Source organism: Cellulomonas telluris, assembly GCF_004886325.1.
Lineage (GTDB): Bacteria > Actinomycetota > Actinomycetes > Actinomycetales > Cellulomonadaceae > Cellulomonas > Cellulomonas telluris.
Genome location: NZ_QXFN01000001.1, coordinates 181,567 through 195,437, shown reverse-complemented (window position 1 = coordinate 195,437; position 13,871 = coordinate 181,567). Strand labels below are relative to the sequence as shown.

The window sequence follows — 13,871 nt, the reverse complement described above, 5'->3', positions numbered from 1 at the left end:
CCCCTCCGCACCCCCTCCGCGCCGAGCTCGGCAGTTCTGCGCCGAGTCAGCGACCTCCGGGTCGCGAGGTCGACGCGAAGCTGCCGAACTCGGCGGGGGAGGGAGGAGGGGGCTGGGGCAGGGGGTCGGTGCGGGGGTGCACGGCGCGTCCCGTGCTCGGCGGGTGGGGGTGCGGCCCATGCTGGAGCGTGCACGTCCACGCCCCGACCTCGTCCGCCGGCCCGTCCGCCCCACCGGCCGCCGCGGTCCCGCGCGCGCGGGTGCTGCTCACGGTCCTCCTGCTCGCGTCGCTCGCCGCCGCACTCGCGGGCGCGTGGTGGCTGTGGCCCGACCCGGACGCCGCCCCGCCGCGCATCGACACCGCCGGGCCGGGCGTGACCTACGTGCGCGCCGACGTGGTGGAGGTCCGCCCCGACGCGACCGGCATGGACCAGGCGACGGTCCGGCTCGCCGACGGCGAGGAGGTCGACGCGCACGTCCCGCCCGAGTACGTGCCCGAGCTCGCCGCGGGCGACACGCTGCGGGTCGCGCGCATGGAGGTGCCGGAGACGGCGCTGGACCCGCTCGGCGACCCGGACGTCATGACGACGTCGTACGTCTTCGTCGACTTCGTGCGCGGGCCGCCCATCGCCCTGCTCGCGGGGGTGTTCGCCGTGCTGGTGGTGCTCGTCGCGCGGTGGCGGGGGCTCGCCGCGCTCGCGGGCGTCGTCGTGGGGCTCGGCGTCGTCGGGTTCTTCACGCTGCCGGCGCTGCTGCAGGGCCGCCCGGCGGTGCCGGTCGCGCTCGTGACCAGCGTCGTCATCATGTTCGCGGTGCTGTACCTCGCGCACGGGGTGTCGGTGCGGACGTCGACGGCACTGCTCGGCACGCTGGTCGGCCTTGCCGCGACGTGCGCCATCGCCGCGTGGGCGGGCGGGGCCGCGCACCTGACCGGGCTGTCGGGGGAGTACGCGCTCGACCTGCTCGCGTCGGCGCCCGAAGTGCGGCTGCGGGCGGTCCTGGTCTGCGGCATGGTGCTCGCCGGCCTCGGCGTGCTCAACGACGTGACGATCACGCAGGCGTCCGCGGTGTGGGAGCTGCACGCCGCGCGGCCGGCGGCCGCGGCCCGCGAGCTGTTCGGGCAGGGCATGCGCATCGGCCGCGACCACATCGCCTCGACCGTCTACACGATCGTCTTCGCCTACGTGGGCGCGGCCCTGCCGATGGTGCTGCTGGTCAGCCTCGCGGACCGGTCGTTCCTCGAGCTGCTCACGGCGGGCGAGATCGCCGAGGAGGTCGTGCGCACGCTCGTCGGGTCCATCGGCCTGGTCCTCGCGATCCCCGCGACGACGGCGCTCGCGGCCCTGCTGGTGCGCATCAGCGCGCGTGGCACGCAGGGGGCGCGGGACCCGGGACGGGACGGGGCGCCGGCACCGGCCTCCTGACGCACGGGACGGCGGCCGCACCGGGTGCGGCCGCCGTCGTCGGTCGAGGTGTCGTGCTGCCCGTGCGCCGTGCCGCCGGCGGACGCCGCACGGGTCGGCGGGATGTTCTTCGCGGGCGTACGCCTGGCGTACGCACGTCAGGCGTACGCGCGTGGGAGAAGGTCCCGGTCCGCGGGGCGACGCGCCCCGGGTGCGGCTTCCGGTCCCCGCGCGACGCGCCGGGGTGCGGGGCAGCGGGGCAGCGGGTCAGCGCGGGTGGTCCGGCAGGGTCGTGACGTCGACGAGGCCGCGGCGGACCGCGCCCACGAGCCGGCGCGGGACGGCCACCGTGCGGCCGTCGACCGTGAGCGGCACCAGGTCGACCGGCGTCGCGACCCACTGCGCCCGGCGCGACCGCGTCCGCGAGCGGGACGTCCTCCGCTTGGGGACCGCCATCAGCCCTGCCTCGCCTTCCACCGCGGGTTGCGCTTGTTGATCACGTACGTCTTGCCGCGCCGGCGCACGACGATCGACCCGTCCTTCTTCTTCAGCGACGCGAGCGACGCGCGGACCTTCATCGCGTGCCCCCCGTCCCGCGGCCGTAGCGGCGCTGGAACTTCTCGACGCGTCCGGCGGTGTCCATGACGCGCGCGCTGCCGGTCCAGAAGGGGTGCGACGCGCTGGAGATCTCCACGTCGATGACGGGATACGTGTTCCCGTCCTCCCACTCCACCGTCGCCGACGACGTGGCGGTCGACCGCGTGAGGAACGCGAAGTCGGCCGACCTGTCGCGGAAGACGACGGGGCGGTAGTCGGGGTGGATGCCCTTCTTCACGGGTGGCTCCTGGTGCTCGGGGCGACGGCGGGCGCCGTCACCAGCTGGACTTGGTGACGCCGGGCAGCTCGCCGCGCAGCGCCATCTGCCGGAAGCGCACGCGCGAGAGGCCGAAGGTGCGCAGGTGGCCGCGCGGGCGGCCGTCGGCGAGGTCGCGGTTGCGCAGGCGGACGGGGGAGGCGTCGCGCGGCTGGCGGTGCAGCTCGGCGCGGGCGGCGCGGCGCTCGTCCTCCGTCAGGTGGGGGTTCACCGAGGCGGCGCGCAGCTCGGCGCGGCGCTCGGCGTACCGGGCGACGATCTCGCGCCGCTGCGCGTCGCGGGCGATCTTGCTCTTCTTGGCCATCTCAGCGCTCCTCGCGGAAGTCGACGTGCCGGCGCAGCACCGGGTCGTACTTGCTCAGCACGAGGCGGTCGGGGGTGTTCCGGCGGTTCTTGCGCGTCACGTAGGTGAACCCGGTGCCCGCGGTCGACCGGAGCTTGATCACCGGCCGCAGGTCGGCCCGCCTGCCGCCCGCCATCAGAGCTTCTCCCCGCGGCGCAGGATCTCGGCGACCACCGCGTCGATGCCGCGGCGGTCGATGACCTTGATGCCGTCGGTCGAGACCCGCAGGCGCACGTGACGCCCGAGGGAGGGCACCCAGTACCGCTTGCGCTGGACGTTCGGGTCGAAGCGGCGGGACGTGCGGCGGTGCGAGTGCGAGACGGCGTTGCCGAACGACGGCACCTTCCCGAGCACCTGGCAGTGACGGCTCATGGACGAGAACGCTAGTTAATGATTATCGTTCGCGTCAACGCCATCCGTTCGCCCTGCTGGGAGGAGGCCCTCGTGGGCCCTGTCCGCACGCCCGTCGTCGTCCTGTCCTCGATCGACCCCGTCGAGCGCGACGCGGTCGTCCTCGGCCTGCTCGTCGACTCGCCGCGCGTCGTCGCCCTGCGCCACGACATCCACGACGACGAGGACGGCGGGAGCCTGCGCCGCGTCGTCGCCGACGCGTCGGGGGTCGTCGAGGACGAGACCGTGCCGCTCGAGCACGCCTGCCTGTCGTGCGCCGTGCGCGAGGACGCCGTCCCGACGCTCGCCCGCCTCGCCGCCGACGGCCGGTGGGACGCCATCGTGCTGGCGCTGCCCGTGAGCGCCGAGTCGCTGCCCGTCGTCCGTGCGCTCGGGTGGGCGATGCGACCCGGCGAGCCGCTGGTGCGCCTGCGTCTGGCCGACGCCGTCGCCACCGTCGACCTCGCGACGTTCGAGGACGACCTGCTCGGCGACGACCTGCTCGTCGAGCGCGGCCACGCCCTCACCGAGGACGACCGCCGCGCCGTCGGCGAGGCGCTCGCCGCCCAGGTCGCGCACGCCGACCTCGTGCTCGTCACCGGGGACCGGCGCGACCACCCCGTCGCCTCCGACCTCCTCGACCACGCCCGCGCCGCCGACGGCCGCCGCCAGGACGGGCGCTACGGCGCCGCGCTCGCGGACCTCGTCGCCCACGAGCACCGGCCCGCGACCGCCGAGCGCCGCCTCGACCCCGCCCACGTGCGGCCCGTCCCGGGCGCGCCGACCGAGCACGGCGTGTGGTCGCTCGACCTGCGCACGCCCCGGCCGTTCCACCCCGAGCGCCTCCTGCACGGCGTCCACCGCCTCGGCGACGGCCGGCTGCGCAGCCGCGGTCGGTTCTGGGTGCCCAGCCGCCCCGACACGCTCTGCGTGTGGGACGGCGCCGGCGGGCAGCTGAGCATCGGCGCCGCCGGACCGTGGGGCACGCGTCTGCCGGACACCCGGGTGGTCGTCGTCGGCACGGGCGACGAGGCTCCGGCCCTGCAGGACGCGTTCGAGGACCTCGTCCTCAGCGCCGCCGAGATGCGCGCCGGCCTCGCGCCCTGGCTGGGCAGGCCCGACGTCCTCGCCCCGTGGCTGGGGGAGCGGACCTCGGCCTGACCGCCGCCCTCGTCGGCCCGCTGCGCCCGCTCCGGCGGGCAGCGCCCCGGTGCGTCAGATCGTCCCGACGACGAGCGGTGCGTAGCCGTAGATCGCCGGCAGGACCGTCAGCCGCAGGTCGTCCGCCTGCTGCACGGCGAACGCGAGCCGGAAGCGCACCGTGCCGCCGGGCGGAACGGCGTACGCGGGACCGGACAGCTCCACCCCCTGCGCCGGGTCCCACACCTGCTCCGCCTCCACGCCGCCGGACGACGCGGTCACCGCGAACGTGCTCGCCCGGTAGGTCTTCCCGGTGCCGTTGGTGACGGCGACCTCGACGACGACCGTCGCGAGGCCGTCACCGGCGCCCGCGGCGGTCTCGGAGGGGGTGAACCGCTCCGGCTCGTCGACCTCCACGCTCAGCCCGTCGCGGTAGGTGAACGCGGCGCCGAAGGCGGTGTGGCCGGCGTCCAGCACGCCGGCGCTCGGTGCCGAGCCCGTGGCGAGGCCCGGTGCGGGGGCCAGGGCGGACCGGACGACGACCCCGACGGCCACCAGCGCGACCACGAGTCCGAGGACGGCCCACACCCGCCGGCGCCGGCTCGGACCCGCGGCGTCGTCGACGGTCCCGCCGGGCTCGGTGCGGGGGAGCGACCCCTCGGTGCGGGAGCGGGGCGTGGTCACGGCGTTGCCTCCTGGACGTGGGCGCGACCGTGCGACCGGCGTACCGGTGACGGGGGTCGCGAGACGGGCGCCGGCGGACGAGCGCGGCGCGCACGACGCCGAGGACCCGGGGCGGCAGCGCGTCCGGGGGCGACGTCGGCGACGACCGTAGCGACGCCCCGGACCCCCTAAACGTTTGCGGCCGCGCCGCTCGGACCGCCGTCTCAGGTGCCGGTCAGGCCACCAGGTCGCGGCGCCGGTAGGCGGTCAGGGCGCCGGCCGACAGCAGCGCCGCAGCGCCGGTCACCCCGAGCACGGCGGGCGCGTCGAAGGCCTCGGCGGGCGCCGCCGGGACGAGCGCGAACGGCACCGCGTCGAGCACGGCGTCCGGCAGGTCGAGCAGCCCGCCGTACAGCCCCACGACGACGCAGGCGACGACGACGACCCACACCGTCCACGTCGGCGCCCGGACCGCGTGCACGAGCGCGGCCAGCCCGGCGAACGCGGCGACCACCGGCAGGTGCACGAGCGCGGCGACGGCGAGCCGCCCGACCAGGGCCGGGTCGTCGGTCGCGACCACGGCGCCGGCGCCCACGGCCGCGCCGGACAGCACGAGCAGCACCGCGGAGGCGACGACGGCCACGGCCAGGTGGGCGCCGAGCCACGCCGGCCGCCCGACCGACGCGGCGAGCACGGTCGACGTCCGCCCGTGCGCCTCCTCCCGTCCCGCGCGCAGCACGGACACGACCGCGAAGACCGTCACGGCCATGGCGAGGAAGCCGACGAACGCCGAGAGCATGCCGAGCACGACGTCGTCCCCGGTGGCGCCGAACGCGGCGGCGAGCGCCGGGTCCGCGGCGATGCTGTCGAGGACGCCCTCGACGAGGGACCCCGTGAGCACCGCCATCACCGCGAGCCCCGCGGCCCAGCCCACGACGGCGCCGCGCTCGAGCCGCGCCACCAGCGCGAACGGGGAGCGCAGGAACGGGGACGCGGCCGCGCGCCCGCTCCGCTCGGGCAGCAGGCCGGCACCCACGTCCCGCTGCCGCCCGAGCCCGAGCGCGACGGCGACGAGCACCCCGGCCAGCACGACCACGAGCAGCAGCGGCCACCACCGCAGGTCGACGAACGCGCGCATCTGCTGCACCCACCCGATGGGCGACGCCCACGACAGCGCGCTGCCGCCGGCCTGCCGCACGTCCCCGACGCCGCGCACGACGAACGCCAGCCCGACGACGGCGGCGGCGAGACCGTTCGCGGCCCGCGCGCGCCACGTCAGCTGCGCGGTGACGGCCGCGAGCGCGGCCCCGACCAGGCCCACGGCTCCCACGCCTGCGCCCACCGCGAGCGAGCCGGCCAGCGGCAGGCCCGCCACCAGGAGCGCCAGGGCCAGGGCGAGCGCGACGGCGGCGTCGGCCAGGACCGCGAGCACCAGCGCGGACACGAGTGGAGCGCGCCGGCCTACCGCCCCCGCGAGGACCAGGTCGAGCCGGCCGTGCTCCTCCTCCGCCCGCGTGTGCCGCACCACGAGGAACGACGACATCAGCGCGACGGCCACCGCCAGCATGCCGAGGAGCTCGTTCGCGACCATCGGGCCGATCCAGTAGTCGTCGAGCCCGTAGCCCGGGCCGCTGAGCAGCGCACCGGAGGGCTCGCGCATGATCGCGGCGCGGCCCTGGCGCGCGGCGGCGTCCGGGTAGGCCTGCTGGAGGGCCGCCGCGAAGGTCGCGAGCAGGCCGGCGAGCACGGCGACCCACACGGCGAGACGCACGCGCTCGCGGCGCAGGCCGACGCGCACGAGGGTGCCCGTGCCGGCCAGCGGCCGCGGGTCGGGCGCGACGACGGGCGTGCGCGCCTGCGTCACGGCGGTCATCGCGCCGCCCCCGCGTACTGCTGCACGAACAGCTCCTCGAGCGACGGCGGGGTCGCGACGAGCCCGCGGGCGCCGTCGGCGGCGAGCCGCGCGAGCAGCGCCGGGAGCGCGTCGTCGTCGACGGACAGCTGGACGCGCTCGCCGTCGCGGCGCACGTCGTGGACGCCGGGGAGCGCGGCGAGGGCGGCGGTGTCCGCCGCGGTCGTGGCGCTGACGCTCGTGCGGTGCAGCGCCCGCAGGTCCGCGAGCGAGCCGGTCAGCACCGTGCGGCCGTCCCGGACGATCGTGACGCGCTCGCACAGGCGCTCCACCTCGGCGAGCACGTGGCTCGACAGCAGCACCGTGCGGCCCTCCGCCGCCGCCTCGGCCACGCACTCCTGGAACACGAGCTCCATGAGCGGGTCCAGCCCGGACGTGGGCTCGTCGAGCACGAGCAGCTCCGCCTCGCTGGCCAGCGCGGCGACGAGCGCGACCTTCTGCCGGTTGCCCTTCGAGTAGGTGCGCGCCCTGCGGGTCGGGTCGAGCGCGAACCGCTCCAGCAGCTCGTCGCGGCGGCGGCGGTCGTGCCGGCCGTGCAGCCGCAGCAGCAGGTCGACCGTCTCCCCGCCGGTGAGCTGCGGCCACAGCGTCACGTCCCCGGGGACGTAAGCCGTGCGCCGGTGCAGGGCGACGGCGTCGGCCCACGGGTCCGCGCCGAGCACCCGGGCGGTGCCGCCGTCAGCGCGGATCAGCCCGAGCAGGACCCGCAGCGTGGTGGTCTTGCCGGCGCCGTTCGGGCCCAGGAACCCGTGCACCTCGCCGGCCTCGACGCTCAGGTCGAGGTGGTCGAGCGCGCGGACGGCGCCGAAGGACTTGGTCAGGTCGTGCACGTCGACGACGGGCATGGCGGTCTTCTCTCAGGACGACGGGGTGGGGTCGGGGTCGGGTGTGCCCCCGGGCGGGTCCGTCACGTACATGAGGTAGGCGTCGAGCATCCGCCGGTCGGTCATGAGGCCCTCGGTGTAGAGCTCGAGGGCGGGCAGCGCGACGGCGTCCATGTGGGCGCGCAGACGGGCGCCGAGCTGCGCGGGGTCGTCCACCGGCTCGAGCGTGAGCGCGACGAGCAGGCCGCCCATCGCCTGCTGCGCGAGGAACCGGGCACGGGCGTGCTCGTCGCGGCTGGGACGCACGGTGCCGGCGGCCACGCCTGCGTGCAGGTACTCCTCGGCGTCGGCGACGAAGGCGTCGAAGAACGTGCGCGCGAGCTCCCCGCCGTGCTGCACGCTGCGCAGGACGTAGGCGACCAGCGGGGCGAACGACTCGACCTGCGCCAGGTCGACGAGCAGGTGGTCGGGGCCCGAGGGGCCGACGGCGCCCTCCTTGTGCGAGGCGATCGTCGCGAGCACGTGCGCGTCGCACTCGGCGCGCAGCCGGTCCTTCGAGCCGAAGTGGTGCAGCACGAGCGGCGCGCTCACACCGGCCTCCTGGGCGATGGCGCGCAGGCTCACGCCGAACCCGTCCCGGCCGAAGCGCGCCACCGCCGCGTCGCGTATCCGGGCGCGCGCCGTGAGGTCGTCGCGAGGGTCGGTGGCTGACCGCATGTTCAGCACACTAACCGGGCGTTCAGTCGTGCGGCAAGAGGGTCCCCCCGCGTTTGCTCAGGTGCGCCTCAGCCTGCGGTGCCGGCGCTGCCCCGACCGTCAGCGAGGGGGCACGCGGGCGTCAGCTCCCCGACTCGCGCGCCTTCCGCGACCGCCGGTCGTTCTCCTTGCCGATCGCCTCGACGAGCTCGTCCTTCGTCATCTTCGAGCGCCCGCTGATCTCGAGCCGCGAGGCCACGTCGTACAGGTGCTTCTTGCTGGCGTTCGCGTCCACGCCGCCGGCCGTCGGGGCGTCGCCGTCGGGCCCGCCGCCCTCGGCGCGCCGGTCGGAGGGCCCGTTCTCCTCCTTCGGCTCCCAGTGGTCGCCGACCTTCTCGTGCGTGTGCTTGAGCGCCGCGAACGCGGCCCGCGCGGCGCGCTGCTCGTCACCGTCGTACGACTCCATCGCGGAGTCGTACGTCTTCGCGAACGTGCGCTGCGCCTTCTCGTCCGAGCGCTGCAGCGTCGAGGGGATCTCGTCCTGCTTCGCCTTCCCCGAGCGTGCGGTCTTCGGCATGGTCGCCTCCTGGGGTCGCACCGACCCGACGATCGTCCCGCCGCACCCGTGCCCGCGCACCCCGGACATACGTCAGGGCCAGGTCGGACGACGTCCTGACCTGGCCCTGGAGGGAGCGGGTGACGGGAATCGAACCCGCGCTGTCAGCTTGGGAAGCTGAAGTTCTACCATTGAACTACACCCGCGCGACGGCCCCGAGGGGACGTGCGCCGATGATCCTACCCAATCCGCGGCGGCCCTCGCGACGCGCGTGGCAGGCTCGGTGTGTGCCCGCCGTCCTGCGTCCGTACCACCCGTCCGACCAGCCCGGCCTGTACCGCGTCTGCCTGCGCACGGGCGACGCCGGCGGCGACGCGACGCACCTCTACCGCGACCCGGACCTGCTCGGCCACCTCTACGCCGGTCCCTACCCTCTGGCGGACCCGGGGCTCACGTTCGTCGTGACGGACGAGCAGGGCGTCGGCGGGTACGTGGTGGCCACGGCCGACACCGCCGGGTTCGACGCGTGGACCGAGGCGCACTGGTGGCCGGGCCTGCGCGAGCGCTACCCCGAGCGGCCGGACCCGCGCGACGGCACCGAGGACCACGTGCTCGTCGGCCAGATCCACCGCCGGGAGCCGGCGGACCCGCCGCCCGGGTTCCCCGCGCACCTGCACATCGACCTGCTGCCGCACCTGCAGGGGCAGGGCTGGGGGAGGCGGCTCGTCGGCACGCTCGCGGACGCGCTGCGCGAGCGCGGCGTGCCCGGGCTGCACCTGGGCGTGGCGGCGCGCAACACCGGGGCGATCGCGTTCTACGAGCGCCTCGGGATGCGGGTGGACCGGTCGCACCCGTGGGGGCACCGGATGGTGCTGCCGCTCGGCTGAGCCGGCCGGGGCCTCAGAGCCCCGTGCGCTGCCACGCCGCCGCGACGCCCTCCTGCCGGAAGCCGAGCGCGACGTTGATCGCGAGCATGTGGTCGTTCTCCTGCGCGTTCCACGTGTGGATGCGCCGCTCGCCGGGCCGCCACGCGGTGAAGGCGTCGAGGTTGACGGCCTTGACGAGCATCCCGAGCCGGTGGCCGCGGTGCTCGCGCAGCACGAGCGTGTCCTGCTGGAACGCGAACGGCACGTCCGGCTCCGGCACCTGCAGCCAGGTGAACGCCGCGAGGCGGCCGGTGGGTACGTGCTCGGCGGCCGTGAGCAGCACGTGCTGGTGCCGGCTGCGGGTGCGCGCGATCGACGCGCGGACCCGGTCGGCGTCCCACCGGTCCTCCTCGATCGCGAGCCCGCCGAGCGGGACGTCCGTGCTCATGCCGGTGAACAGCACGGCCAGGTCGTCGTACCACTGCGCGGGGACGTCGTCCCGCCAGGTGTGGGTGCGGTACTCCTCGCCGGCTGCGGCGCGGGCGTCGGCCAGCAGGTCCGCGCGGGCCCCGGGGTCGCCCGGCAGGTGCAGCACCGAGTACCGCTCGACCTGCTCCAGGGCGTACCCGTGGCGCCGTGCGAAGCGCACGGGGCGGGCGTCGGCGGGGGCGCGGCCCGTGCCGGTCGGGGCTGTCAGCGCACCCGGGCCGGGCTCCGGCTCCGGGCTGTGGGAGGTGTACGTCGTGACCGTGGTGCGTCCGGCGGCCCGGGCGTGGTCCTCCACCGCGCGCAGGAGCGCGGTGCCGGCCCCGGCGCCCTCGTGCCCCGGCAGCACCTCCACCTCGACCTCCGCGAGGTGCGTGTTCGCGGCGAGCGGCAGGTGCACGAGCCCGTAGCCGACGACGTCCTCGGCCGTGGGGGTCGTGGCCGCGTCGCCGCGGACCGCGACCCAGACCGCCGACTCGCGGTACGGCGTCGTCCGCAGTGTCGGGAGCAGCACGGGCGTCGGCATGTGCAGGTCCGGCCAGCCCCACGTGGCGAGCTCCACGCGACGGCTCACCTCCGCCATCCCGGCGTAGGCCCAGGCGTCGGGCTCGTCCGCGGAGGCGGGGACGGGCGGCGCGGGCAGGACGCGCCAGGAGTGGGGGACGACGTCGGGGATGGTGCTCATGCGGCTCACTGTGGCGTGCGGGCCTCGTGCGGCCCACCGCATTTTCGCTGCTCGTGCCGTCCGGAACGGCCGACATGTCGGAGTTCTTCACCCCCGGGTCCCTCGGACGAGTGTCCAGGGCGCGCGTGCGGCACCGGAGGATGGAGAGCCCGCCCGGCAGCCGCTCGGTGCGCTCGCCCTGACGAAGGACATCCGTGCCGAGATCCTCCCGCCTGGCCACCGCCGTGGTCGCCGCGACGCTCCTGGCGGCTCCCGTCGCCGCTGCCGCACCCGCCGGTGCCGCCGTGAGCCCCTACGGCTCGTGCGCCGACGTGGCGGCCGCGCTGCCCGACGCCGTCGACGGCACGTACACCCTCACCGTGCAGGGCCGGACGTTCGACGTGCACTGCGCGGACCTCGCCTCCGCCCCCGTGGAGTACCTGACCCTGCCCGCCGGCGACGCGACGAACGTCGGGCAGACCGTCGCGGACTGGGAGAACTTCCCCGGCGAGACGATCACGACCCGGTACGCGCGCCTGCGGCTGACGCTCCCCACGTCCGCCGGCGAGCCGGCCACGGTCGACGCGACGGACCGGCGGTTCGCCACGAGCACCGGCAGGATCGGCGAGAGCACGGCCGCGGACTGGGCCACCGGCAGCGCCTGCAACTACCCCTGGGGATCGCTCCAGTACGGCCAGGGCAGCGCGGACCTGCGCGGCACCCCGTTCGGTGTCGACGCGCGCTCCTTCGCCGTCAGCGGGTGGATGCAGGACGGCACCGTCACCCAGCCGAGCCCTCAGCGCGTCGTCACGCGCGGGAACGGCTGGTGCGGCGGTGCGGGCCCGACGACGCCGACCGCCGTCCCGCTGACGTGGGCCGCGCCCGAGGTCACGACCGATCCGGTCGACACCGCGGTCGCCTCGGGCGCCGACGCGACGTTCACCGTCGCCGTGCGCGGCCTCGTCCCGGTCACCGTCCGGTGGGAGGTCTCGGACGACGCGGACGCGCCGTGGGACGTCGTCCCGGACGCCACGGGGACGACCCTGACGCTGCCCGCGGTGACGACGGCGCAGGACGGCCGGCGGTTCCGCGCGGTGCTGACCAGCACCGCCGGCACGGTCACGTCCGCCGCGGCCACGCTGACCGTCGGCCCCGGCGCTCCGGTCGTGACGGGTGCACCCGCCGACGTGTCGGTGGCGTCCGGCGGCGACGCGGTCTTCACGGTCGGCGCGGGCGGCGACCCCGCGCCGGGCGTGCGGTGGCAGGTCTCCGCGGACGGTGGTGCGAGCTGGGCGGACCTCGACGGCGAGGACGGCACCACCCTCACGCTCGCCGGTGTCACGACCGCCGCGGACGGCCTGCTCGTGCGCGCCGTGCTGACGAGCGCCGGCGGCTCGGTGGAGACCGGTCCCGCGACGCTCTCCGTCGCGCCGGCGCTGCCCACGGTGGCCGCGCCCGTCGACGTCCGCGTCGACGAGGGCGGGCGGGCGGTCTTCGCCGTCGACGTGGCCGGCGACCCCGAGCCGGCGGTGCGGTGGCAGCGGTCCGCGGACGACGGCGCCACCTGGCAGGACGTCGCAGGAGCGGTCACGGACGTCCTCGTGCTCGACCCCGTCGGGCCGGCGGACGACGACGCGCTCGTCCGCGCCGTGGCCACGAACGCGGCCGGCTCCGTCGTGAGCGCCCCCGCACGGCTCGAGGTCGTCGCGGCACCCGCGCCGGTCACGACCCCGACGCCCGTCGCGGTCGCGTCGCCGGCCCCGGCGCCGGGCGAGACCGCCGCACCGGCCACGGGGGCCGCCGGCGCCCTCGACGGGACGCTCGCGGCCACCGGTGCGACGGCTCCCTGGTTCGTCGTCCTGGCGGGTGCGCTGCTGCTCGTCGTCGCCGGGACCGCCGTCGCCGCACGGGCGACCCGCCTCGACTGACGCCTTCACGGGCACGGGGCCCGGGCGCGTGCCCGGGCCCCGTCCCCGTGGTGGTGCCTGCGGTCAGCCGCGGACGGTGATCGTGAACGCGCCCGTGCGCTCCTCGCCGGGCTCGAGCTCGAACACACCCGTGCCGGGCACGCCGGCCTCGTGCAGGGTGAAGCCGTCGTTGACGTTCGTCGCGGGCTCGACGGCGAAGTAGCAGCGCCGGCGGGGTGCGTAGAGCACGAGGTGCTCGTACACCGGGTCCATGCCGATCTCCACGACCACGTCGTCGTCGGGGTACTCCAGCCGCACGGGCGCGCCGGGCGCCAGCCCGGTGAGCACGTCGTCGACGAAGGTGCTCCCGAGCAGGCGGGGCGTGCGGTAGTCCGCGCGCGGCGGGACGTCGCCCGCGGGGCCCGTCGCCATCGCGGCCGACAGCCGGTAGCCCGCCGACGCGGGGACGTGCACCACGGGCCCCGGCACCAGGGGGTACTCGGCGGCCGGCGCGCCGACGGGCAGGAGTGCGCGCCGCAGGTACGGGTGGTGGCCGAAGCCCGCGGGGAACGGCTCGGTGTCGACGTTGCGCACGGTGGTCGTCACCGTGAGCGTCGGCCCGTGCAGCGCGTACGTCACCGACGCCGCGAACCGCCACGGGAAGTTGACGCCCACGAGCTCGGACGAGTCCAGCCGCAGCGCCACGGCGCCGTCGGTGCGGCCGACGACGTCCCACGCGGCGTACCGCGACGCACCGTGGATCGCGGTGCCGTCCGCCGCGTTGCGCTGCAGCTGCCACCGCCGCCCCCGGAACGGCAGCACCCCGTCGCGCACCCGGTTCGACCACGGCACCATCGGGAAGCTCGCGGTCCTCTCCGGGTCACCGAGGTGCGTGCGCCGGGTGGGGCGCAGCAGGTCCTTCCAGACGCCGTCCGACGTGCGCACCCGCCCCGCCGCGAGGCACGCGCCCGTCGCGGGCAGCACGTCGAGCTCCCACACGTCGCTGCGCACCGTGACGACCCGGGGGTCCGCCGGGACGAGCGGGGACGGCACCCCGCCCGCCCGCGGCTGCAGGCGGACGAGGGGTGCGTCGAGCGTCTCGATCGCTTCGATCAGCGTCATGGCGGTGCCCCCGGGCGGCGTGACG

17 protein-coding genes and 1 tRNA gene are annotated in these 13,871 nt (G+C 76.5%); 4 read left to right on the top strand and 14 right to left on the bottom strand.

Features of this window, described 5'->3' with window-relative positions:
- Positions 1-188: 188 nt before the first annotated feature.
- Positions 189-1,424, top strand: a complete 1,236-nt coding sequence (locus FB586_RS01040; protein ID WP_136517488.1) for a YibE/F family protein — start codon at positions 189-191, stop codon at positions 1,422-1,424.
- Between the two features lie 246 nt (positions 1,425-1,670).
- On the opposite strand, the gene rpmF is transcribed toward FB586_RS01040, so the two are convergent.
- The 6 genes from rpmF to rpmB are packed head-to-tail and all read right to left on the bottom strand — an operon-like array spanning position 1,671 to position 2,992.
- Positions 1,671-1,859, bottom strand: a complete 189-nt coding sequence (gene rpmF, locus FB586_RS01035) for a 50S ribosomal protein L32 (RefSeq protein ID WP_136517487.1) — start codon at positions 1,857-1,859, stop codon at positions 1,671-1,673.
- A complete protein-coding gene (gene ykgO / locus FB586_RS01030; RefSeq protein ID WP_034625243.1) occupies positions 1,859-1,981 on the bottom strand; it encodes a type B 50S ribosomal protein L36 in 123 nt (40 codons plus the stop codon). Before ykgO ends, rpmF begins: the two co-directional genes overlap by 1 nt.
- Positions 1,978-2,238, bottom strand: a complete 261-nt coding sequence (locus tag FB586_RS01025; protein WP_136517486.1) for a type B 50S ribosomal protein L31 — start codon at positions 2,236-2,238, stop codon at positions 1,978-1,980. The genes ykgO and FB586_RS01025 overlap by 4 nt, the downstream gene beginning before the upstream one ends.
- Before the next feature lie 37 nt (positions 2,239-2,275).
- On the bottom strand, positions 2,276-2,581 hold the full coding sequence (rpsN, locus tag FB586_RS01020; RefSeq protein WP_136517485.1) for a 30S ribosomal protein S14: 306 nt from the start codon (positions 2,579-2,581) through the stop codon (positions 2,276-2,278).
- 1 nt (position 2,582) lies between these two features.
- A complete protein-coding gene (rpmG, locus tag FB586_RS01015) occupies positions 2,583-2,756 on the bottom strand; it encodes a 50S ribosomal protein L33 (protein WP_136517484.1) in 174 nt (57 codons plus the stop codon).
- Positions 2,756-2,992, bottom strand: coding sequence for a 50S ribosomal protein L28 (gene rpmB / locus FB586_RS01010; RefSeq protein WP_136517483.1), 237 nt, complete (start codon positions 2,990-2,992; stop codon positions 2,756-2,758). The genes rpmG and rpmB overlap by 1 nt, the downstream gene beginning before the upstream one ends.
- Before the next feature lie 72 nt (positions 2,993-3,064).
- Between rpmB and FB586_RS01005 the strand changes: the two genes are divergently transcribed.
- Positions 3,065-4,171 carry a CobW family GTP-binding protein gene (locus FB586_RS01005; protein WP_246036288.1) on the top strand — a complete coding sequence of 369 codons (1,107 nt, stop codon included), beginning with the start codon at positions 3,065-3,067 and terminating at the stop codon, positions 4,169-4,171.
- Between the two features lie 54 nt (positions 4,172-4,225).
- Here the strand turns inward: FB586_RS01005 and FB586_RS01000 are convergent, their stop codons facing one another.
- The 6 genes from FB586_RS01000 to FB586_RS00975 form a co-directional block, all read right to left on the bottom strand.
- A complete protein-coding gene (locus FB586_RS01000; RefSeq protein WP_136517481.1) occupies positions 4,226-4,834 on the bottom strand; it encodes a hypothetical protein in 609 nt (202 codons plus the stop codon).
- Positions 4,835-5,048: 214 nt separating this feature from the next.
- Positions 5,049-6,686: an ABC transporter permease gene (locus FB586_RS00995; protein ID WP_136517480.1), complete on the bottom strand. Its 1,638-nt coding sequence runs from the start codon at positions 6,684-6,686 to the stop codon at positions 5,049-5,051.
- Positions 6,683-7,570, bottom strand: coding sequence for an ABC transporter ATP-binding protein (locus FB586_RS00990; protein WP_136517479.1), 888 nt, complete (start codon positions 7,568-7,570; stop codon positions 6,683-6,685). Before FB586_RS00990 ends, FB586_RS00995 begins: the two co-directional genes overlap by 4 nt.
- 12 nt (positions 7,571-7,582) lie before the next feature.
- Positions 7,583-8,266, bottom strand: a complete 684-nt coding sequence (locus tag FB586_RS00985) for a TetR/AcrR family transcriptional regulator (protein WP_136517478.1) — start codon at positions 8,264-8,266, stop codon at positions 7,583-7,585.
- Positions 8,267-8,387: 121 nt separating this feature from the next.
- Positions 8,388-8,822 carry a ChaB family protein gene (locus tag FB586_RS00980; protein ID WP_136517477.1) on the bottom strand — a complete coding sequence of 145 codons (435 nt, stop codon included), beginning with the start codon at positions 8,820-8,822 and terminating at the stop codon, positions 8,388-8,390.
- A gap of 114 nt (positions 8,823-8,936) precedes the next feature.
- Positions 8,937-9,007 (bottom strand) — tRNA-Gly (locus FB586_RS00975).
- Between the two features lie 81 nt (positions 9,008-9,088).
- Between FB586_RS00975 and FB586_RS00970 the strand changes: the two genes are divergently transcribed.
- Positions 9,089-9,688, top strand: a complete 600-nt coding sequence (locus FB586_RS00970) for a GNAT family N-acetyltransferase (protein ID WP_136517476.1) — start codon at positions 9,089-9,091, stop codon at positions 9,686-9,688.
- Positions 9,689-9,701: 13 nt separating this feature from the next.
- Here FB586_RS00970 and FB586_RS00965 read toward each other — a convergent pair whose 3' ends face one another.
- Positions 9,702-10,838 (bottom strand): GNAT family N-acetyltransferase, encoded by a 1,137-nt coding sequence (locus FB586_RS00965; RefSeq protein WP_136517475.1) that lies wholly within the window; start codon positions 10,836-10,838, stop codon positions 9,702-9,704.
- A gap of 194 nt (positions 10,839-11,032) precedes the next feature.
- On the opposite strand from FB586_RS00965, the gene FB586_RS00960 reads away from it, so the two are divergent.
- On the top strand, positions 11,033-12,745 hold the full coding sequence (locus FB586_RS00960; RefSeq protein WP_136517474.1) for a GON domain-containing protein: 1,713 nt from the start codon (positions 11,033-11,035) through the stop codon (positions 12,743-12,745).
- 63 nt (positions 12,746-12,808) lie between these two features.
- Here FB586_RS00960 and FB586_RS00955 read toward each other — a convergent pair whose 3' ends face one another.
- On the bottom strand, positions 12,809-13,846 hold the full coding sequence (locus tag FB586_RS00955) for an aldose 1-epimerase (RefSeq protein WP_136517473.1): 1,038 nt from the start codon (positions 13,844-13,846) through the stop codon (positions 12,809-12,811).
- Positions 13,847-13,871: the final 25 nt, after the last annotated feature.

What these genes read in the sequence shown, in the direction of transcription:
- rpsN (WP_136517485.1), bottom strand. Translation starts at nt 2,581, where the DNA reads ATGGCCAAGAAGAGCAAGATCGCCCGCGACGCGCAGCGGCGCGAGATC.
- FB586_RS00995 (WP_136517480.1), bottom strand. Translation starts at nt 6,686, where the DNA reads ATGACCGCCGTGACGCAGGCGCGCACGCCCGTCGTCGCGCCCGACCCG.
- rpmF (WP_136517487.1), bottom strand. Translation starts at nt 1,859, where the DNA reads ATGGCGGTCCCCAAGCGGAGGACGTCCCGCTCGCGGACGCGGTCGCGC.
- FB586_RS00965 (WP_136517475.1), bottom strand. Translation starts at nt 10,838, where the DNA reads ATGAGCACCATCCCCGACGTCGTCCCCCACTCCTGGCGCGTCCTGCCC.
- FB586_RS00980 (WP_136517477.1), bottom strand. Translation starts at nt 8,822, where the DNA reads ATGCCGAAGACCGCACGCTCGGGGAAGGCGAAGCAGGACGAGATCCCC.
- ykgO (WP_034625243.1), bottom strand. Translation starts at nt 1,981, where the DNA reads ATGAAGGTCCGCGCGTCGCTCGCGTCGCTGAAGAAGAAGGACGGGTCG.
- FB586_RS00990 (WP_136517479.1), bottom strand. Translation starts at nt 7,570, where the DNA reads ATGCCCGTCGTCGACGTGCACGACCTGACCAAGTCCTTCGGCGCCGTC.
- rpmG (WP_136517484.1), bottom strand. Translation starts at nt 2,756, where the DNA reads ATGGCGGGCGGCAGGCGGGCCGACCTGCGGCCGGTGATCAAGCTCCGG.
- rpmB (WP_136517483.1), bottom strand. Translation starts at nt 2,992, where the DNA reads ATGAGCCGTCACTGCCAGGTGCTCGGGAAGGTGCCGTCGTTCGGCAAC.
- FB586_RS00985 (WP_136517478.1), bottom strand. Translation starts at nt 8,266, where the DNA reads ATGCGGTCAGCCACCGACCCTCGCGACGACCTCACGGCGCGCGCCCGG.
- FB586_RS00955 (WP_136517473.1), bottom strand. Translation starts at nt 13,846, where the DNA reads ATGACGCTGATCGAAGCGATCGAGACGCTCGACGCACCCCTCGTCCGC.